Annotated in this window: 22 protein-coding genes, 1 tRNA gene and 2 pseudogenes; 8 read left to right on the top strand and 17 right to left on the bottom strand. The window is 55.7% G+C overall.

Annotation, left to right across the window (positions count from 1 at the left end; genetic code table 11):
- Positions 1-22: 22 nt before the first annotated feature.
- Together ACQ4MY_RS22475 and ACQ4MY_RS22470 are read right to left on the bottom strand one after the other, a co-directional pair.
- Entirely contained in the window at positions 23-1,114 is a 1,092-nt protein-coding gene (locus ACQ4MY_RS22475; protein ID WP_440096502.1) for an acyltransferase family protein, read from the bottom strand.
- 297 nt (positions 1,115-1,411) lie between these two features.
- Positions 1,412-1,687: a recombination protein NinB gene (locus ACQ4MY_RS22470; protein ID WP_440096501.1), complete on the bottom strand. Its 276-nt coding sequence runs from the start codon at positions 1,685-1,687 to the stop codon at positions 1,412-1,414.
- Positions 1,688-2,073: 386 nt separating this feature from the next.
- Between ACQ4MY_RS22470 and ACQ4MY_RS22465 the strand changes: the two genes are divergently transcribed.
- Together ACQ4MY_RS22465 and ACQ4MY_RS22460 are read left to right on the top strand one after the other, a co-directional pair.
- Positions 2,074-2,415, top strand: coding sequence for a hypothetical protein (locus ACQ4MY_RS22465; RefSeq protein WP_440096500.1), 342 nt, complete (start codon positions 2,074-2,076; stop codon positions 2,413-2,415).
- A 75-nt stretch (positions 2,416-2,490) separates the two neighbouring features.
- Positions 2,491-2,871 (top strand): hypothetical protein, encoded by a 381-nt coding sequence (locus ACQ4MY_RS22460; protein WP_440096499.1) that lies wholly within the window; start codon positions 2,491-2,493, stop codon positions 2,869-2,871.
- Here the strand turns inward: ACQ4MY_RS22460 and ACQ4MY_RS22455 are convergent.
- Positions 2,850-3,077: a hypothetical protein gene (locus ACQ4MY_RS22455; protein WP_440096498.1), complete on the bottom strand. Its 228-nt coding sequence runs from the start codon at positions 3,075-3,077 to the stop codon at positions 2,850-2,852. The genes ACQ4MY_RS22460 and ACQ4MY_RS22455 overlap by 22 nt on opposite strands.
- On the opposite strand from ACQ4MY_RS22455, the pseudogene ACQ4MY_RS22450 reads away from it, so the two are divergent.
- The 3 genes and pseudogenes from ACQ4MY_RS22450 to ACQ4MY_RS22440 form a co-directional block, all read left to right on the top strand.
- Positions 3,054-3,374: pseudogene (locus ACQ4MY_RS22450) on the top strand (hypothetical protein); the annotation flags it as partial. The gene ACQ4MY_RS22455 and the pseudogene ACQ4MY_RS22450 sit on opposite strands and share 24 nt — an antisense overlap.
- A 179-nt stretch (positions 3,375-3,553) precedes the next feature.
- Entirely contained in the window at positions 3,554-3,967 is a 414-nt protein-coding gene (locus ACQ4MY_RS22445) for a hypothetical protein (RefSeq protein ID WP_440096497.1), read from the top strand.
- Positions 3,853-5,005, top strand: a pseudogene (locus ACQ4MY_RS22440) (tyrosine-type recombinase/integrase). The gene ACQ4MY_RS22445 and the pseudogene ACQ4MY_RS22440 overlap by 115 nt, the downstream one beginning before the upstream one ends.
- A 79-nt stretch (positions 5,006-5,084) precedes the next feature.
- On the opposite strand, the gene ACQ4MY_RS22435 reads toward ACQ4MY_RS22440, so the two are convergent.
- The 9 genes from ACQ4MY_RS22435 to thrS form a co-directional block, all read right to left on the bottom strand.
- A tRNA-Pro gene (locus ACQ4MY_RS22435) sits at positions 5,085-5,161 on the bottom strand.
- Between the two features lie 89 nt (positions 5,162-5,250).
- Positions 5,251-5,607: a MerR family transcriptional regulator gene (locus tag ACQ4MY_RS22430; protein WP_003179985.1), complete on the bottom strand. Its 357-nt coding sequence runs from the start codon at positions 5,605-5,607 to the stop codon at positions 5,251-5,253.
- Positions 5,588-5,890, bottom strand: coding sequence for an integration host factor subunit alpha (gene ihfA / locus ACQ4MY_RS22425; protein WP_002553164.1), 303 nt, complete (start codon positions 5,888-5,890; stop codon positions 5,588-5,590). Before ihfA ends, ACQ4MY_RS22430 begins: the two co-directional genes overlap by 20 nt.
- A 3-nt stretch (positions 5,891-5,893) precedes the next feature.
- Positions 5,894-8,272, bottom strand: coding sequence for a phenylalanine--tRNA ligase subunit beta (pheT, locus tag ACQ4MY_RS22420; protein ID WP_440096496.1), 2,379 nt, complete (start codon positions 8,270-8,272; stop codon positions 5,894-5,896).
- A 26-nt stretch (positions 8,273-8,298) separates the two neighbouring features.
- Positions 8,299-9,315 carry a phenylalanine--tRNA ligase subunit alpha gene (gene pheS / locus ACQ4MY_RS22415; protein ID WP_003226365.1) on the bottom strand — a complete coding sequence of 339 codons (1,017 nt, stop codon included), beginning with the start codon at positions 9,313-9,315 and terminating at the stop codon, positions 8,299-8,301.
- A 109-nt stretch (positions 9,316-9,424) separates the two neighbouring features.
- Positions 9,425-9,781, bottom strand: coding sequence for a 50S ribosomal protein L20 (gene rplT, locus ACQ4MY_RS22410; protein ID WP_007913489.1), 357 nt, complete (start codon positions 9,779-9,781; stop codon positions 9,425-9,427).
- A gap of 28 nt (positions 9,782-9,809) precedes the next feature.
- Positions 9,810-10,004 (bottom strand): 50S ribosomal protein L35, encoded by a 195-nt coding sequence (gene rpmI, locus ACQ4MY_RS22405; RefSeq protein ID WP_002553160.1) that lies wholly within the window; start codon positions 10,002-10,004, stop codon positions 9,810-9,812.
- Positions 10,005-10,064: 60 nt separating this feature from the next.
- Positions 10,065-10,616, bottom strand: a complete 552-nt coding sequence (gene infC / locus ACQ4MY_RS22400; RefSeq protein WP_170947229.1) for a translation initiation factor IF-3 — start codon at positions 10,614-10,616, stop codon at positions 10,065-10,067.
- Positions 10,616-12,538: a threonine--tRNA ligase gene (thrS, locus tag ACQ4MY_RS22395; RefSeq protein ID WP_007913488.1), complete on the bottom strand. Its 1,923-nt coding sequence runs from the start codon at positions 12,536-12,538 to the stop codon at positions 10,616-10,618. The genes infC and thrS overlap by 1 nt, the downstream gene beginning before the upstream one ends.
- A gap of 371 nt (positions 12,539-12,909) precedes the next feature.
- Here thrS and ACQ4MY_RS22390 point away from each other — a divergent pair, with 371 nt between their 5' ends.
- Both ACQ4MY_RS22390 and ACQ4MY_RS22385 read left to right on the top strand, forming a co-directional pair.
- The gene (locus ACQ4MY_RS22390; RefSeq protein ID WP_008083281.1) at positions 12,910-13,212 is read left to right on the top strand and encodes a hypothetical protein; all 303 of its coding nucleotides are present in this window, start codon (positions 12,910-12,912) and stop codon (positions 13,210-13,212) included.
- A gap of 290 nt (positions 13,213-13,502) precedes the next feature.
- Positions 13,503-13,715, top strand: a complete 213-nt coding sequence (locus ACQ4MY_RS22385; RefSeq protein ID WP_003179963.1) for a cold-shock protein — start codon at positions 13,503-13,505, stop codon at positions 13,713-13,715.
- A 72-nt stretch (positions 13,716-13,787) separates the two neighbouring features.
- On the opposite strand, the gene ACQ4MY_RS22380 is transcribed toward ACQ4MY_RS22385, so the two are convergent.
- Both ACQ4MY_RS22380 and ACQ4MY_RS22375 read right to left on the bottom strand, forming a co-directional pair.
- A complete protein-coding gene (locus ACQ4MY_RS22380; RefSeq protein WP_008083276.1) occupies positions 13,788-14,105 on the bottom strand; it encodes an I78 family peptidase inhibitor in 318 nt (105 codons plus the stop codon).
- Between the two features lie 167 nt (positions 14,106-14,272).
- Positions 14,273-14,578 carry a hypothetical protein gene (locus tag ACQ4MY_RS22375; RefSeq protein WP_007913485.1) on the bottom strand — a complete coding sequence of 102 codons (306 nt, stop codon included), beginning with the start codon at positions 14,576-14,578 and terminating at the stop codon, positions 14,273-14,275.
- Between the two features lie 132 nt (positions 14,579-14,710).
- Here ACQ4MY_RS22375 and ACQ4MY_RS22370 point away from each other — a divergent pair, with 132 nt between their 5' ends.
- Entirely contained in the window at positions 14,711-14,917 is a 207-nt protein-coding gene (locus ACQ4MY_RS22370; protein WP_440096495.1) for a hypothetical protein, read from the top strand.
- A gap of 148 nt (positions 14,918-15,065) precedes the next feature.
- Here the strand turns inward: ACQ4MY_RS22370 and ACQ4MY_RS22365 are convergent, their stop codons facing one another.
- The 3 genes from ACQ4MY_RS22365 to rbsK are packed head-to-tail and all read right to left on the bottom strand — an operon-like array spanning position 15,066 to position 17,444.
- A complete protein-coding gene (locus ACQ4MY_RS22365) occupies positions 15,066-16,094 on the bottom strand; it encodes a nucleoside hydrolase (RefSeq protein WP_008083271.1) in 1,029 nt (342 codons plus the stop codon).
- 31 nt (positions 16,095-16,125) lie between these two features.
- On the bottom strand, positions 16,126-16,530 hold the full coding sequence (gene rbsD, locus ACQ4MY_RS22360; RefSeq protein WP_008083269.1) for a D-ribose pyranase: 405 nt from the start codon (positions 16,528-16,530) through the stop codon (positions 16,126-16,128).
- Positions 16,527-17,444 (bottom strand): ribokinase, encoded by a 918-nt coding sequence (rbsK, locus tag ACQ4MY_RS22355; RefSeq protein WP_440096494.1) that lies wholly within the window; start codon positions 17,442-17,444, stop codon positions 16,527-16,529. Before rbsK ends, rbsD begins: the two co-directional genes overlap by 4 nt.
- Positions 17,445-17,446: the final 2 nt, after the last annotated feature.

The raw sequence follows: 17,446 nt of genomic DNA, 5'->3' as shown, positions 1-17,446 counted from the left end.
CAGTAAGAATGCTGAAATACAATCAACTAACCGTTTGAATTTTCGGTGAACGCGATGATATTTTTTTATGAGCATAATTCATGATTGGCTTTTCCACTAAATACCAGGAAATACAAGTGATCAAAAGCGTGCCCAAAAAAATTGTGCCGACTAAAAATGGAATTGGATAGGCCAGCGACCCATAGAAACCCAAGATCGGATCGTGCCCTCCATACATAACAGCTTGTATCAATGGGTAGTGCCAAAGATAGAATCCATATGAAACCATCCCAAGCCAAACCAATGGCTTAACACTCAAAACTCTTACGAGCATGGAGTTTTGATCCGAAACAACTTTAGCGATAACCATTGCTGACGCTACTGCAACAATACCGAAGCCATGTCTACTAAGCGAGAAGTCGGTCATTTCCTGATTAAATAGAACAGCCAGAAGAAATACAAGAGCAGGAATCCAGAGGAGACCTACTCGACGCAGCACATCGGTAGACACTAGAGCCAACAACGCCCCTATCAACAAAGCATCAGCATGCGTATCAAACCCATTGTATATTCGAGCCAAATTCGCATTACCGAGAAACAGGTACGTTCTCCAAGCCACGACGCTCAATATTAATGCAAAAATGAAAAGCGGAAGCTTTCGAGGCGAAAGCCATATTAGCAACGATAACAGCAGCGGCCATAACAAATAAAACTGCTCTTCGATTGCTAGCGACCAGGTGTGACCTGTCAGCACGGCATCGTACCATTCAAAAGCCCGATACCAATTCATCACGTAAAGCAGAGATGGAATAGTCTCAAGCGTCAAATTATATTTATTATAGACAGCACAGTAAGCTGCGACGGCAATTAGCAACAAAATCAATGCAGGATACAAGCGTCTGGCACGACGCATATAAAATCCGACGAAATCAATAGATCCAGTTTTATCTTTTTCTCTACATAAAATGCTTGTAATCAAGTATCCACTTAATACAAAGAAAACCTCAACACCAATGTAGCCTCCCTTCATCAAAGTTCCACCGGTATGGTGGAAAAATACCGCAATGACAGATAGCGCTCTAAGCCCATCAAGCCCTAAAATTCTTTTTGCTTCACTTTTATAGTTCGCAAGCATGTCCCATAAACCTGAAAAATCATTAATAGTGCAAATTGTATCCAATGTAATTCAAGAATAACACACGGAACCGCCTAACTATACGAGTCTTTCATCAGGACAAGGGCTGTAGCGTAGCTCTTGCCGGAATCAACCATGAGCCTGGCATTTTACGGATCGTTGTGACTGCTTAACATCAGGGGGTTTCGATGGCGCTGAAAACTGGGGCGGCATTAATTTCTGGGATGGGAGGCTCATGCATCAGCTCGAACAGATCGCTGAACCACTTCTTCGATTGCTTGCGGGTCGATACCGCCATTACCACGAAGCCACCGTCGAGGCCAGCTCCGCACGCTGCTTTTCCAGCGAGGCACTGAAAAGGCACTTCCAGTCCTCACTGGTCAGCTTCTTGCCGTGCCAGATGACCTGCTCGGATACGTCCTTGAGCATTGCCCACATTTTCCGGTTGCAGACGTCAGGACGTTTCTCGTCGCGGATCACCACCACCTTCGGCTTGCTCAGGTCGATGGCGTGCAGCACACCGGCGAGGCGGTTGATGTCGCGCTGGTCGCGGAGCGTGTATTCGGGGTTCATGGCTGTACCGCCTCGCTAAAGGCGGTATCGAGGGTCGATTTTTTTCGAGCCCCGCGCATTCATCCCAGTATTCGCGCTGCACAGACTCACGAACGCCACTCAGCGCTTTACGCAGCACCTCGTTCTCAGCCAGCAGCTCCAGCGCCACCTCCCCACGGTCTTTTCTCCGAGAAAGTCCTGCAGCGCTTCTGTATTGCGCTTCCAGTCTGCGCAGTCGGCACGGAAGGATGCCGCTTCGGCCCACAGCAGCTTCTGGATTTTTTGCTTGTCGATGGTCGTGGCATCAGGTCCTCTGCACCACTCACGGGGCCTCTCTCCAACAATTGAGCCTTGATCAGATCGATGGCCTGAATGGCGACTGATAGCGCTTGAGGATTGGATGCGTCGTGATCGAGCATTCTCGCAATGTGGAAAGCATCCTCTTGGGTAACGCGATATTCGATTTCTCTTACCGCTGGACGATCTACATCGGCGCCATGTGTCGCGACGAGCGCGGCGCCGAGTACATCAAGTCGGTCGATATCTCGCCCGAGGGAATCTACGAGGTCGAGCGCCTGACCGATGCCATCGAGCATTACTACCTGGAGCTGCGCAACAGCGCGAACCCGACCCATCTGGTTGCATCAGGCTGGATCGCCATTCCGGGCGAGATATCGATGGATGAAGCCCAAGCCGCGAAGCTGGTCTACGCCGCCGGCGCCTGGCATCAGGTGAAGGTAGCTGCGTGAGACGCTCCAGACCCCAACAACGCTAACGACAGACGTGGCTGGACTTGCCGGCCAGCGGAGTTGAAGAGGTAGACCATGGCCGAGGAAAAAGAACTGACGGAGGAAGCCAAGAAGCAGCGCAGGAAGTGCGAGAAGGCTGCAGCAAAGAACGCTGCTTTGGGCGTCGAGAAGTTTACGGCTGAGGTCGCCGGCGTGTTCAAGCCAGATCTGAAGAAGGTCATAGTCGACCATGGCTTCAACAACCAGCAGGAGGTGTATCAGAACCTGCTGCGCAACTTGATCGCCACTGATTTCGAGACTCAGGCATGGACATTGCGGAGTGTCACGACACCCTATGAGCCACGTGAAAAGGTGTTGCGACAGTTGAGAGCTGCCGGATTGCTCCACTTAACCAGCATTCCCGGCGAGCCAGATGACGAAATTGTCGACAAGGATCAGTCCTTGAACAGGAGGTGACCTTTTCCGTACGTAGAGAGGGAAACAAAACTCTTATGGTCAAGATTGGACGTCGCCTTGAGAACTAGCTGACCGCGACCTTCTCTCGCGTGAACAGCGAGCATAATGAGCTCTGCAATGGGTCTAGCTCCCACGGCAATTTCGATTGAGGCGCCTTGCTCCAAGAGTTCTGAGAGCTCTTCCTGTGGCTTGCTGCTGAAATTCATCTACTTCTCCTTGATCCGGCCCCATGCCGGGCCGAACACAAATTCCCCACTTCTACGAGTCACGCCAGCCGGCGATCCCCGGAAAAACCAGAACTCGACATCGTGCTGCAGGACAAAGGGCTCGACCTGAATGAGGTGGTTTCGACGCTGCGCCGGCGGGGCCTGAGCGTCGATGGCGACAACGCCTATAAGCGCGACCTTCTGGATGCTGCGGTCGGCGCACTGGCACTTGGCGCGCAGAACAGCAACCCGCCGCCGGCAGGACACTGGGGCCAGCGCTTCTGGGATATCGGTCGCGACGCTCCGTGAGTCACGGCAAGTAATCGCCATGGCACTCAAGACGGGCGCGCCCGACTGGTTTGACACTGATGAAAAGATTTCGCTGCACGTCACTGTGCAGCTGATCGACGCAGTTCTGGCCAAGGCCGGCGCATGACGCATCACCACCTTCTGCCACGCGCGGCATGGAGCATCACATGGCAAGCGCCACAGCGGCAAAGGCCAGCAACATTCAACCGCGCTTCATAAGGTTTGGCGATGCTCCTGGTTACCTCGGCATGTGCCGGGACGAATTCAACAAAACAGTGCGACCAAGCGTTCGAGAATTTCCGATCGGGAAACAAGGTGTGGCCTTCGATCGAATCGAGCTCGATGAGTGGGCTGACGCCTACGTCGAAAGCAAGTCGGTTGAAAAGGCCACGTATCAGGACAACAATCACCCCCGCAGCGAGCGCCAGGGTGAAGCCAAAGGAGGCAAACAATGGCGAGAAAAGCGATCTCCGGTCTCTACCAGAAAGGTGGGGTCTGGCAAATCGACAAAGTTTTCCGAGCTGAGCGACTTCGAGAAAGCACTGGAACTGGTGACAGGCAAGAAGCAGAGCAATACCTGATACATCGCCTCGAGCAGCTTAGGCAGCAGATGGTGTACGGCGTGCGCCGGATCAGGACGTGGGAAGAGGCAGCGACGAAGTTTCTGCTTGAGACCGTCAATCAAGCTGACGGCGCATCACCTGAAGCATTTGCACCCTTATCTCAAAGACCTGCCATTGACGCATATCGATGACCACGCGCTTGAGCCGTTCGTGAAGGATCGTTTGAAGGGAATGGTGTTGCCGTGCGGCAAGCAGTTGAAGCCGGTAGCGCCGCGCACGATAAACATCTCAATCGAGCGGGTAATCCGGGTTCTATCGCTTTGCGCAAGGAAGTGGCGGGACGAGGAGCGTAGGCCATGGCTTGATTCGGTGCCGACGCTGGTCAAGCTGGACTTAAAGAAGAAAGTTCGCGAGCCCTACCCCATGACATGGGAAGAACAGTCGATCCTTTTCGGAGAGTTGCCGGCTCACCTGCAGACGATGGCGCTGTTCAAGGTAAACACCGGCTGCCGCGAGCAGGAAGTTTGCAAGCTGAGGTGGGACTGGGAGATTTCGGTACCGGAGCTCGGTACCAGCGTGTTCCTGATCCCGGCTGACTTTGGCGGCAGACACGAACGGTCTGGCGTTAAGAATGGCGACGAGCGCCTGGTGGTGCTGAACAGTGTTGCCAAGTCGATCATTGATAAGCAGCGCGGCCTGAGCAAGGAATGGGTTTTTCCTTACAACGGCAACGCAATGCATCGGATGAACGACTCGGCTTGGAAGAAGGCGAGAGTGAGAGCGGCGAAACTCTGGCAGGAGGAAAACCTTCGCCCCGCTCACCCCGGCTATCTGTCGATCAGGATTCACGATTTAAAGCATACGTTTGGCCGTCGCCTTCGAGCGGCGGGAGTAACCGAAGAAGACCGAAAGGCACTTCTGGGTCACAAGAACGGCAGCATCACCAGTCACTATTCGGGCGCTGAGCTGGGGCATCTGATTGAGGCTGCGAACATGGTATCAGCAACCGATTCGCGTGGGCCGGTGCTGACAATTTTGAAGAGGAAGCAGGCGTGATAAATGGAGAAGTCACGCAAATGTCACGCGCATGAAAAAGGCCAATGCTGTAAACATTGGCCTAAGTCATTGAATTATATGGTCGGGACGGAGTGATTCGAACACTCGACCCCTAGCACCCCATGCTAGTGCGCTACCGGACTGCGCTACGCCCCGACTGGTCTTGCAACTCGTTCTTCACCTCGAAGAACGCTCAAGAATATAGCGCAAGCTTTTGAAAACTGGAAGTATTCAAACGCTGCTTTTTATTTCTTGAGAACCACCAGCACATCTTCCAATTCAGCAATCATCTGCCGAATCATCTGCTTGTATTGGGTAGTGTCGTCTTTGGCCTCATCGCCGGACAGGCGCAAGCGTGCGCCGCCGATGGTGAAACCTTGATCATAAAGGAGCGCGCGGATCTGCCGGATCATCAGCACATCCTGGCGCTGATAATACCGGCGGTTTCCGCGGCGTTTGACGGGGTTGAGTTGAGGAAACTCCTGCTCCCAGTAGCGCAGCACGTGTGGCTTTACGGCACACAGCTCGCTGACTTCACCAATGGTGAAGTAGCGTTTGCCCGGGATGACGGGAAGTTCGTCGTTATGACTTGGTTCCAGCATAAGCCTCAACTCGGGCCTTCAACTTCTGCCCTGGACGAAAGGTGACCACACGGCGAGCCGTGATCGGGATTTCTTCCCCCGTTTTCGGGTTGCGGCCAGGCCGCTGGCGTTTGTCCCGAAGGTCGAAATTGCCGAAACCGGACAATTTGACCTGCTCGTTGTCTTCAAGAGCGTGCCTGATTTCCTCAAAAAACAGTTCGACCAATTCCTTGGCTTCCCGCTTGTTCAGGCCCAGCTCTTCATACAGACGTTCCGCCATCTCAGCTTTCGTCAAAGCCCCCATACGTCACTTCCTTAACGTGGCGTTCAACCTTTGTTCGAGCGAGGTGAGGATATTTTGCGTCGTCGAATTCACCTCATCGTCATTAAGAGTGCGCGATGGATGCTGCCAGGTCAAGCCAACTGCAAGGCTTTTTCTATCAGGATCAATGCCTTTACCCTGATATACGTCAAACAGCCTGAGATCTGTGAGCCATTCGCCTGCATTTTCACGGATTACGTCCAGTACTGCCGAGGCGGCGACGTCTTTGTGCGCAATCAGTGCAAGGTCACGACGCACTTCAGGAAAGCGCGACAACTCGTGGAATTTCGGCATTTTACCGAGTGCCACTTCAGCCAGGACCAGCTCGAAAACGAAGACCGGACGGTCCAGCCCCAGAGCTTTCGACAGTTCAGGGTGAATGGCACCGATGAAACCGACTTCACGCCCTTCCCGCTCGATGCGCGCGGTTTGACCCGGGTGCAGCGCCGGGTGTTTGCCCGGAGCGAAAGTGAACGAATCCAGCGCACCGGCGAAGCCCAGCACCGCTTCCAAGTCTGCTTTGACGTCGAAGAAGTCGACAGTGTCGCGACTTTGCGCCCAGCCCTCCGGCAGACGGCTACCGCAAACCACACCGGACAGCATCGGCTCTTGCTTCAGGCCTCCGAGCTGACCAACGAAGCGCAGACCGCTTTCGAACAGACGCACGCGATCTTGCTGGCGGTTGAGGTTGTGCTGCAGCGCTTTGACCAGACCTGGCCACAACGAAGAGCGCATTGCCGCCATGTCATTGGAGATCGGATTGGCCAGCAACAACGGCTCGACGCCCGGGTTGAACAGTTCGAACTGACGTGGATCGATGAAGCTGTAGGTGATCGCTTCCTGATAACCACGAGCCACCAGCAGACGACGCAGTTCCGGCAGGTCGCTACGCGCTTCAGCCTTGGCTTGCGGTGCCAGGCGAGCTTGCGGGTAACGCACCGGCAGACGGTTGTAACCGTAAAGGCGAGCCAGTTCTTCGATCAGATCGACTTCCAGGCTGATGTCGAAGCGATGGCTTGGCACTTCTACGCGCCACTGGCCTTCACCGTCGGCAGTAATGCCAAGACCCAAACCGCTGAGCAGACGCTCGACCTGTGCCGAATCCATTTCCATGCCCAGCATCTGAGCGATGCGCTGGGAACGCAGAGTGATCGGCGCGATTGATGGCAGGTGCTGTTCGCTGACGGTCTCGATGATCGGGCCAGCTTCACCGCCAGTGATTTCCAGCAGCAGGCCAGTGGCGCGCTCCATGGCTTCACGGGCCAGTTGCCAGTCAACGCCACGCTCGTAGCGGTGCGACGCATCGGTGTGCAGGCCGTAGGAACGAGCCTTGCCAGCGACAGCGATCTGGTCGAAGAATGCGGATTCCAAGAATACGTCGCGAGTGGTCGCGGACACACCGCTGTGCTCGCCACCCATCACACCGGCAATCGCCAGAGCGCGAGTGTGGTCGGCGATGACCAGCGTATCGCTACGCAGGCTGACTTCCTGACCGTCGAGCAATACCAGCTTCTCGCCCTCTTCCGCCATGCGCACACGGATGCCGCCATTGATTTCGGCGAGATCGAAAGCGTGCAGTGGCTGACCCAGTTCGAGCATCACGTAGTTGGTGATGTCGACGGCAGCATCGATGCTGCGCACGTCGGCGCGACGCAGACGCTCAACCATCCACAGTGGGGTTGGCTTGGACAGATCAACGTTACGGATCACACGACCCAGATAGCGCGGGCAAGCAGCAGGGGCCAGTACTTCTACCGAACGCACTTCGTCGTGCACGGCAGGAATGGCCATGACCACCGGACGGGTAACCGGTGCGTCGTACAGCGCGCCGACTTCACGGGCCAGGCCGGCCAGGGACAGGCAGTCGCCACGGTTCGGGGTCAGGTCGACCTCGATGCTGGCGTCTTCAAGATCCAGATACACACGGAAATCTTCGCCCACCGGCGCATCTGCCGGCAGCTCCATGAGACCGTCGTTGCCTTCACCGACTTGCAGCTCGGCTTGCGAGCACAGCATGCCGTTGGACTCAACGCCACGCAGCTTGGCTTTCTTGATTTTGAAGTCGCCCGGCAGCTCGGCACCGATCATGGCGAACGGAATCTTCAGGCCCGGACGCACGTTTGGCGCACCGCACACGACCTGGAAGGTTTCCGCGCCATTGCTCACCTGGCAAACGCGCAACTTGTCGGCATCCGGGTGTTGCTCGGTGCTCAGCACCTCGCCCACGACCACGCCGCTGAATACACCGGCGGCCGGCGTAACGCTATCGACCTCAAGACCGGCCATCGACAGACGAGCAACCAGCTCGTCGCGATTTACCTGCGGGCTAACCCAGCCACGCAGCCATTGTTCACTGAATTTCATCCTGCTCTCCTAAGAATTCGTTACGACTAGCGAAATTGCGCGAGGAACCGCAAGTCGTTGTCGAAGAACAGACGCAAGTCGTTCACGCCGTAACGGAGCATGGCCAGACGCTCGACGCCCATGCCAAAGGCAAAGCCGGAGAACTCTTCCGGGTCGATGCCGGACATGCGCAGCACGTTCGGGTGAACCATGCCGCAACCCATCACTTCCAGCCAGCCGGTCTGCTTGCAGACGCGGCAGCCTTTACCGCTGCACATCACGCATTCCATATCGACTTCGGCGGATGGCTCGGTGAACGGGAAGTACGAAGGACGGAAACGTACGGCCAGTTCTTTCTCGAAGAACACCCGCAGAAATTCTTCGATGGTGCCTTTGAGATCGGCAAAATTGATGTCGCGATCAACCAGAAGGCCTTCGACCTGGTGGAACATCGGCGAGTGGGTGATATCGGAGTCGCTGCGATACACACGGCCTGGGCAGACGATGCGGATCGGTGGCTGCTTCGATTCCATGGTGCGGACCTGTACCGGCGAGGTATGGGTGCGCAGCAGCATGTTGGCATTGAAATAGAAGGTGTCATGCATCGACCGGGCCGGGTGATGGCCTGGGATGTTGAGCGCTTCAAAGTTGTGATAGTCGTCTTCAACCTCAGGGCCCTCGGCAATGCCGTAGCCGATGCGAGTGAAGAACTGTTCAACACGTTCCAGAGTACGGGTCACCGGATGCAGACCACCGGAGGTCTGACCACGGCCCGGCAACGTTACGTCAATGGATTCGGCGGACAGTTTGGCAGCCAGTTCGGCTTCTTCAAACAGGGCCATGCGCGCATTGAGAACGCCTGTAACACGCTCCTTGGCAACGTTGATCAGGGCGCCGACTTGCGGACGCTCTTCTGCCGGCAAATTCCCCAGGGTCTTCATCACCTGAGTCAATTCACCCTTTTTGCCAAGGTATTGAACCCGGATTTGCTCCAGGGCATTGATATCTTCAGCGCTTTGCACAGCCTCTAGTGCTTGAGAGACCAGCGCATCCAGGTTTTCCATGTACAGACTCCAGATACAAAATAGGGGAAGAGCTTGAAGGCTCTTCCCCTATTTAAGACGTTTACCACCTGGCCCCACGGAAGTGAGGCCGGGTGATTGTCGGGGGTACTTAAGCCAAGGTGGCTTTAGCTTTCTCGACAATCGCAGCAAACACCGCTTTTTCGTTCACTGCCAGATCAGCCAGAACCTTACGGTCGATCTCGATGGACGCTTTTTTCAGGCCAGCGATGAAACGGCTGTAGGACAGACCGTTAACACGAGCACCAGCGTTGATACGAGCGATCCACAGAGCGCGGAACTGACGTTTTTTCTGACGACGGTCACGGTAGGCGTATTGGCCTGCCTTGATTACCGCTTGCTTGGCAACACGGAATACGCGCGAACGTGCACCGTAGTAGCCTTTAGCAAGTTTCAGAATTTTTTTGTGACGCTTACGGGCAATGACGCCACGCTTTACACGAGCCATGAGTTACTTCCTCTATTCTTGACTAAAATTAACGAAGGCGCAGCATGCGCTCGACTTTTGCCACGTCAGACGGATGCAGCAAGCTGCTACCGCGCAGTTGACGCTTACGCTTGGTCGACATTTTAGTCAGGATGTGGCTCTTGAAAGCGTGCTTGTGCTTGATACCGTTAGCAGTTTTCAGAAACCGCTTAGCAGCACCACTTTTGGTTTTCATTTTTGGCATGTTCGGATACTCCGCATTCAGTTGATAAACATAATCAGAAGGCCTGCCGTGCCCTGTTGATTACTTCTTCTTTTTCGGGGCGATGACCATGATCAGCTGGCGTCCTTCCATCTTAGGATGCTGTTCGACCGAACCGTACTCGAGCAGGTCAGCTTCAACCCGCTTGAGGAGTTCCATCCCCAGCTCCTGGTGGGCCATCTCACGGCCGCGGAATCGCAAGGATACCTTGGCCCTGTCCCCATCACTCAGGAAACGTACCAGGTTGCGCAGTTTTACCTGGTAATCCCCTTCCTCCGTCCCTGGACGAAACTTGATTTCTTTAACCTGAATCTGCTTCTGGTTTTTCTTGGCCGCGGCAACCTGCTTCTTCTTCTCGAAGATCGATTTGCCGTAGTCCATCAGTTTGCAAACAGGGGGTACTGCATCGGCGGAAATTTCCACCAAATCCAGTTTGGCCTCTTCAGCCTTAAGAAGCGCGTCTTCAATTGACACAATCCCAAGCTGTTCACCTTCAGCCCCAATTAACCGAACCTCGCGTGCCGAGATATTCTCGTTGATCGGGGCTTTCGGTGCAGCTCGTTTATCTTGTCTCATTTCACGCTTAATAATAATTACTCCGAATCTGGGCGACCACGCCGGGAAACCGCTTGCGCGAGAAACTCAGCGAACTGGGCGACGGGCATCGAGCCCAGGTCAGCACCTTCACGAGTACGCACAGCGACAGTCTGCATCTCGACTTCCTTATCTCCGATTACCAAGAGATAGGGAACCTTGAGCAAAGTATGCTCGCGGATTTTAAAGCCGATCTTTTCATTTCTCAAGTCGGACTTGGCACGAAATCCGCTTTCGTTGAGAGTTTTTTCAACTTCTGCAACAAAATCTGCCTGTTTATCAGTGATATTCATGATCACCGCCTGGGTCGGCGCGAGCCACGCAGGGAATGCACCTTCATAGTGCTCGATCAAAATACCGACGAAACGCTCGAAGGAACCGAGGATCGCGCGGTGCAACATCACTGGGTGTTTGCGGCTGTTGTCTTCGGAGACGTATTCAGCGCCCAAACGGACAGGCAGGTTAAAATCGAGCTGCAAGGTACCACATTGCCAGACGCGACCGAGGCAATCTTTTAGCGAGAACTCGATCTTCGGACCGTAGAACGCACCCTCACCCGGCTGCAGATCGTACGGCAGGCCCGCAGAATCAAGGGCTGCAGCCAGTGCAGCTTCAGCGCGATCCCACAACTCGTCAGAACCGACGCGTTTTTCCGGACGAGTGGACAGTTTCATTTCGACGTCGGTGAAGCCGAAGTCGCGATAAACGTCCATGGTCAGCTTGATGAACGCGGCGGATTCAGCCTGCATCTGCTCTTCGGTGCAGAAGATGTGAGCGTCGTCCTGAGTGAACGCCCGTACACGCATGATGCCGTGCAGCGCACCCGACGGCTCGTTACGGTGGCAGGCACCGAATTCGGCCAGACGCATCGGCAACTCGCGGTAGCTTTTCAGGCCCTGGTTGAACACCTGCACGTGGCATGGGCAGTTCATCGGCTTGATGGCGTAGTCGCGGTTTTCCGACTGCGTGGTGAACATGTTGTCGGCGTAGTTGGCCCAGTGCCCGGATTTCTCCCACAGGCTGCGGTCAACGACTTGAGGGGTCTTGATCTCAAGGTAGCCGTTGTCGCGCTGGATCTTGCGCATGTACTGCTCGAGCACCTGGTACAGCGTCCAGCCGTTCGGGTGCCAGAACACCATGCCCGGGGATTCTTCCTGGGTGTGGAACAGGCCCAGACGCTTGCCGATCTTGCGGTGATCGCGCTTTTCAGCTTCTTCAATGCGCTGGATGTAAGCCGCCAGTTGCTTCTTGTCTGCCCAAGCGGTGCCGTAAACGCGCTGCAACTGCTCGTTTTTGGCGTCGCCGCGCCAGTAGGCACCGGACAGCTTGGTCAGCTTGAAGGATTTCAGGAAACGCGTGTTCGGCACGTGCGGACCGCGGCACATGTCGACGTATTCTTCGTGATAGTACAGACCCATGGCCTGTTCGTTCGGCATGTCCTCGACCAGGCGCAGTTTGTAGTCTTCGCCACGGGCCTTGAACACTTCGATCACTTCGGCGCGCGGAGTGACTTTCTTGATCACGTCGTAATCTTTCTCGATCAGCTGCTGCATGCGCTGTTCGATCGCAGCCATGTCGTCCGGAGTGAAAGGACGTTCGAAGGCGATGTCGTAATAGAAGCCTTCGTCGATGACCGGACCGATGACCATTTTAGCGGTCGGGTACAGCTGCTTGACCGCATGACCCACCAGGTGAGCGCAAGAGTGGCGAATGATCTCCAGCCCCTCTTCATCCTTTGGCGTGATGATTTGCAGGGTCGCGTCGCTGCTGATGATGTCGCTGGCGTCAACCAGTTGACCATTGACCTTGCCGGCCAGAGTGGCTTTGGCCAAGCCAGCACCAATGGATGCGGCGACCTCGGCTACGGAAACCGGGTGATCGAATGAACGTTGACTGCCGTCGGGAAGAGTAATAGTTGGCATGGCGCCTCCTCTCCTAGTGGTGACCCCTACCAAAGGTCACGTGGGTTGGGATGAGCCAGTACAAGATCCGATCCAGGCCATTCAATGACGAACGCCTGCCTTACAGCGGCAGGAGCCTTGCGGCCAACCGGAAAACCGAACCAGAGTGACTGGGATTCAAATCGAAGTATTCGCACGCTGACCGCGTCCGGGGCTGAAGGCCATCCGGCGCCTGAGAACGCTTGAGCCCGGCATGCTAGCACAGATGAGCGGTCACTTATGTCTCTGTTTGATCAGAAGGCAAATCGTCCGTTTTTATGCCAGAGTGCTGAACTTGATCGGCCTTCAAGCCCTCAGATAACAAGACATTGACCCACAAGGAGCATCCTCGCATGCGTCTGAATACCCTGTTCGCCGTAGTCGCCCCCATTGTTCTGCTGCTGCCGCTGAGCGCCCACGCCGATTGGCCGAAGGGTGAACGCGAGAAGTACATGGCGCAGTGCACCCAGGCGGCGACCCCTCAGATTGGCGCTGCGGCGGCCAAATCTCATTGCGCCTGTGGCGCTGACGCCATCAAATCCTATCCAGCGAGCGACATTCAGGCACTGATGGACAATAAGGCCACCCCTGAACTGCAGCAGAAAGCGCTGGGCCAAATCGCCAAATGCAAGGCCAACACCCCGGCGAAAAAGTGATCAAAAAAGCGTTCTGAACCGGCTCAGCGCCCTTGAAAAGGGCTGAATTTGCGTCTTTTCAGACGATTTATGCAGGTTTTACAGGTTTTTTTATCGTCTTTACGTTCCGCTGAAAGCCTTGTAAACCGGGGCTTTCAGCCGATAAAGGCAGTAAAGAAAACACGACTGATTGGCAAACAGCACGTCCGGGGGGCTACCAAAGCGAACATTTCGACTATGATACTCCGGTGTGCCCAGTTGGCCTGAGCAGCACAGTACTACTGAAAATATATGTTTCTTGGAGATACACCATGTCTAATCGCCAAACCGGCACCGTTAAATGGTTCAACGATGAAAAAGGCTTCGGCTTCATCACTCCTCAAGGTGGCGGTGACGACCTGTTCGTACACTTCAAAGCTATCGAATCCGACGGTTTCAAAAGCCTGAAAGAAGGCCAGACCGTCTCCTTCGTGGCTGAGAAAGGCCAAAAGGGTATGCAAGCTGCACAGGTTCGCCCAGAGTAATTTCTCGGCGCACTAAAAAAACCCCGTCCATGTGACGGGGTTTTTTATGCCTGCAACAAAAGCGCCCTGCAATCAGCCGCAGTTGACGCGATTGATCACCAGGTTGTTATCGGTGTTCAGGTTCAGGCGATCAGAACGGTATTCCAGCGTGATCATATCGGTCGGCTTGAGGAACCGTGCATTCTGCGCACCCGCCTTGGCCCGCGCCTGCTCCAGCAGCTCTGGCGAAGCTTTCTTGCCGATGGCGAATTGCGCCGCCGATGCTTCACAACGGCTGTGACCGGCTTCGGTCGCCACCGGATCCTTTGCCGACTCGCTGGAGGTCGTACTGCAACCGGCCAACATGGCAACGGCCATAAGTGCACCCAGTGTCGCGAACTTCAAAGGCATGAAGCCTCCTTGTTTTCAAAAGTTAAGCTGAGATCGTGCGACCGCCATTCCGGCGTTTGGTTTCACGGCAAATGCCATCACCTTGCCCCACTATCGGAAAAACGCCGAGTGTGCCTGAGCGACAACCGGCTCTTCATCAATCAATCGTGACTGAATATTAACGGTGCTCAGTAGACGTCGATGTAGTCGTACGGCGGATTCGGCCAATTGTCCTTTAGCGCATTGAAAATCTGCATCACCCACACCTCATCGCTGGCCGCGACATTGCCCACATAACCGGAGCCCTTGGCCCAGGTTTCGAGTCGGAACAGCAGGCCGTCGATATCCTGACCACCGGTCACGCCTGAGGAAATGTAAGCAATACCGCCCTTCGTCACACGCAATTGAGTGTGTTCGTCGTCACTGGCCGAGGCGAGCAGTTGGCGCACGGCATCAAGCGTGAGGCCGTCAGGGGTATTCAAATCGATCTGCACAGCACGATCCTTGGAAAGCCGTAAAAGACCAAGTGTCGCATAGCACTCCGCTCATGCCTAAGTCGCAGTGCCAAATGCCCGACAAAATGGTTAACTCGACGCACAGACTTCGCGACTTCTCGAGCGTACCTCATGACCACCATCAGCATCGACGCCGACATTAAAGCCAAGTGGGCAGACGGACACAGCTCCTATAGTCCGGGGACTACGGAAGAACTGGCACTGATCGGGATCGATCTATTGGTCAAAGAGCTGGGCACGGAAGCGGCCCAGCAATTCATCAAGCAGATTTTCGAGCGATATCCGACTGAAAAAATCGAACACGTGGAAAAGGCATGAAGGTTTGCAGGATCGAACGTTCGGGGTGTCTGTGCGGGCCTCTTCGCGAGCAAGCTCGACTCCTACAGGGTCGCGTTAATTTGTAGGAGCCGAGCTTGCTCGCGAAGGCGGCCTTCCTGGCGACGCACCTTCTGCGAGTGCGAATGCTTTATTTCAAACGCTTCAGACGCTCGGTGAGCAAGTCAAAGAAGCCCTGAGCATCGCCATTTTCCACCCAGAACGCATTCTTCGGCGCCTTCAGGCCGTCATACCAGTCAACAATGGTCTGACCGAAAGTCGGCCCTTCACGGCTATCAACCACGACATTCACCGAACGACCGGTGAACAGCTCAGGCTTGAGCAGGTAGGCGACAACGGTAGCGTCATGCACCGGACCACCTGGAATACCGTAGTGCTCCATATCGCCCTTGATGTACTCGTTGAGAATGTCGCCGACAATTTTGCTCGCATTGTTGTTCAGCGCGGCAATCTGCTTCAGGCGCGCGTCACTGGTGAGAATCTTGTGGGTCACGTCCAGCGGCAGATAGGTCAGTTTCACGCCACTCTTGAGCACCACTTCGGCCGCTTGCGGGTCAGCAAACAGGTTGAATTCGGCAACCGGGGTGATATTGCCGCCATTGAAGTGCGCGCCACCCATGACCACCACTTCCTTGATGCCCTGAACAATTTCCGGCTCTTGGATCAGTGCCAGCGCCAGGTTGGTCTGCGGACCGAGCATGGCGATAGTGATGCTGTGCGGCTTGGCTGTTTTCAGGGTATCGATCAAGTAATTGACCGCATTGCCTTCAGCCAGGCCTTTTTTCGGCTCATGCACGGCGACACCCGACAGGCCTTCCTTGCCATGGATGTTCTCGGCGTAGATCGGCGTGCGCATCAACGGCTTCGGCGCTCCGGCGTAAACCGGTACGTCTTCGCGCCCTGCCCACTCGCGGGCCAGGCGGGCGTTACGCGATGTCTTGTCCAGACGGACGTTGCCGGCCACGGTAGTCAGCGCGCGAATATTCAGCTCGTCCGGCGAGGCCAGGGCGAACAGCAAGGCGACGACATCGTCAGCGCCTGGATCGGTGTCGATGATCAGATCGATTTTTTCCGCCGCGTGAGCGCCGGTTGCAGAGATAACGGACAAGAGCAGCAGACTCCGGAGCAGTTGGTGCAGTTTCAGAGCATAGCGTTGCATGGCGCATTCCTTGTGCTGGTGAAATCAAAAATTAAAAGGTAACCCCGGCGACCAGCACGATGTTGCAGTACGGCTGGCATTCGCCGGTACGAACAATCGCCCGCGCCTGTCGGCTAAGCACCTTGAATTGCTCGTGACTGAGCAGATCGCGACGCCCCAAGGCGCCCTCTTCATTCAACGCGTCCAGCGTATTCAGCGCCGTCGGTTGCTTGTCGAAGATCTCTTTGGCCAGCGCATGACTTTCCACCTGCATCTCGCTGAGCACGACGTTCAAGGTGCTGACGAAATCCGGCACGCCGTGGGTCAGCGCCAGATCAATCAGCTCGACACCTGGCGGCACCGGCAGCCCGGCGTCACCGATGACCACCATGTCGCCATGGCCCAGGGAGGCAATCAGCCGCGACAACGCGACGTTGAGCAGAGGAGTTTTTTTCATGCGGGTTTAAAGGCCTGTACGTCAGATAGGGTTGGAATGGACGGCTGCGCGCCGGCACGAGTGACCGACAGTGCCGCAGCGATCTGCCCGTAGCGAATCGCCTCGGCTTCTGATTTGCCAGCGGCCAATGCAGCGGCGAAACCACCGACGAAGGTGTCCCCCGCCGCTGTGGTGTCGACGGCCTGCACTTTCGGCGCCGGGAAATGCTCGAAACCCTGATCGTTGGCAAACAAAGAGCCTTGAGCACCGAGGGTAATGATGACCTTGCCCGCACCCATGGCGATCAGGTGACTGGCCGCTTTTTCAGCGGATTTCAGCGAGTCCACCGGCAACCCGCTCAACGCGCTCGCCTCGCTTTCGTTGGGGATCAGATAATCGATCGCTGTGAACCAGTCAGCGGGCAGAGGACGGCTGGCCGGCGCCGGGTTGAGGATCACGGTTTTGCCAAGCGCACGCGCCCTTTTCAGCGCATGGCCAACGGTTGCGTCGGGAATCTCCAGCTGGCAGATGACGACGTCAGCCGCTTGCAACACGGCATCAAAACGGTCGATCACTGCCGGTGTCATCGCGCCATTGGCCCCAGCGACAATGACAATCGCGTTCTGGCTGTTGTCATCGACCACGATCAGCGCCACGCCACTGGAATCCTCGACAACGCTCACCGCCTGGCAATCAATCCGCTCGGCCAGCAAGGCGTCGCGCAATTGCACGCCGTAGTCGTCGTTGCCGACGCAACCGACCATCGCCACTTGCGCCCCCAGTCGCGCAGCGGCGACGGCCTGATTGGCACCCTTGCCGCCGGACACCGTGGCAAAGGAATGACCGATCAGCGTTTCACCGCCTACAGGGAGGCGTGGCGCCCGGGTCACCAGATCCATGTTCAGGCTGCCTATTACCACTACATTTGCTGGCATAC

Source organism: Pseudomonas sp. SM4 (assembly GCF_051913165.1).
Classification (GTDB): domain Bacteria; phylum Pseudomonadota; class Gammaproteobacteria; order Pseudomonadales; family Pseudomonadaceae; genus Aquipseudomonas.
This window is presented reverse-complemented; position numbering and strand designations above follow the sequence as displayed.

What these genes read in the sequence shown, in the direction of transcription:
- ACQ4MY_RS22475 (WP_440096502.1), bottom strand. Translation starts at nt 1,114, where the DNA reads ATGCTTGCGAACTATAAAAGTGAAGCAAAAAGAATTTTAGGGCTTGAT.
- ACQ4MY_RS22470 (WP_440096501.1), bottom strand. Translation starts at nt 1,687, where the DNA reads ATGAACCCCGAATACACGCTCCGCGACCAGCGCGACATCAACCGCCTC.
- ACQ4MY_RS22460 (WP_440096499.1), top strand. Translation starts at nt 2,491, where the DNA reads ATGGCCGAGGAAAAAGAACTGACGGAGGAAGCCAAGAAGCAGCGCAGG.
- ACQ4MY_RS22455 (WP_440096498.1), bottom strand. Translation starts at nt 3,077, where the DNA reads ATGAATTTCAGCAGCAAGCCACAGGAAGAGCTCTCAGAACTCTTGGAG.
- ACQ4MY_RS22445 (WP_440096497.1), top strand. Translation starts at nt 3,554, where the DNA reads ATGGCAAGCGCCACAGCGGCAAAGGCCAGCAACATTCAACCGCGCTTC.
- ACQ4MY_RS22430 (WP_003179985.1), bottom strand. Translation starts at nt 5,607, where the DNA reads ATGCTGGAACCAAGTCATAACGACGAACTTCCCGTCATCCCGGGCAAA.
- ihfA (WP_002553164.1), bottom strand. Translation starts at nt 5,890, where the DNA reads ATGGGGGCTTTGACGAAAGCTGAGATGGCGGAACGTCTGTATGAAGAG.
- pheT (WP_440096496.1), bottom strand. Translation starts at nt 8,272, where the DNA reads ATGAAATTCAGTGAACAATGGCTGCGTGGCTGGGTTAGCCCGCAGGTA.
- pheS (WP_003226365.1), bottom strand. Translation starts at nt 9,315, where the DNA reads ATGGAAAACCTGGATGCGCTGGTCTCTCAAGCACTAGAGGCTGTGCAA.
- rplT (WP_007913489.1), bottom strand. Translation starts at nt 9,781, where the DNA reads ATGGCTCGTGTAAAGCGTGGCGTCATTGCCCGTAAGCGTCACAAAAAA.
- rpmI (WP_002553160.1), bottom strand. Translation starts at nt 10,004, where the DNA reads ATGCCAAAAATGAAAACCAAAAGTGGTGCTGCTAAGCGGTTTCTGAAA.
- thrS (WP_007913488.1), bottom strand. Translation starts at nt 12,538, where the DNA reads ATGCCAACTATTACTCTTCCCGACGGCAGTCAACGTTCATTCGATCAC.
- ACQ4MY_RS22390 (WP_008083281.1), top strand. Translation starts at nt 12,910, where the DNA reads ATGCGTCTGAATACCCTGTTCGCCGTAGTCGCCCCCATTGTTCTGCTG.
- ACQ4MY_RS22385 (WP_003179963.1), top strand. Translation starts at nt 13,503, where the DNA reads ATGTCTAATCGCCAAACCGGCACCGTTAAATGGTTCAACGATGAAAAA.
- ACQ4MY_RS22380 (WP_008083276.1), bottom strand. Translation starts at nt 14,105, where the DNA reads ATGCCTTTGAAGTTCGCGACACTGGGTGCACTTATGGCCGTTGCCATG.
- ACQ4MY_RS22370 (WP_440096495.1), top strand. Translation starts at nt 14,711, where the DNA reads ATGACCACCATCAGCATCGACGCCGACATTAAAGCCAAGTGGGCAGAC.
- ACQ4MY_RS22365 (WP_008083271.1), bottom strand. Translation starts at nt 16,094, where the DNA reads ATGCAACGCTATGCTCTGAAACTGCACCAACTGCTCCGGAGTCTGCTG.
- rbsD (WP_008083269.1), bottom strand. Translation starts at nt 16,530, where the DNA reads ATGAAAAAAACTCCTCTGCTCAACGTCGCGTTGTCGCGGCTGATTGCC.
- rbsK (WP_440096494.1), bottom strand. Translation starts at nt 17,444, where the DNA reads ATGCCAGCAAATGTAGTGGTAATAGGCAGCCTGAACATGGATCTGGTG.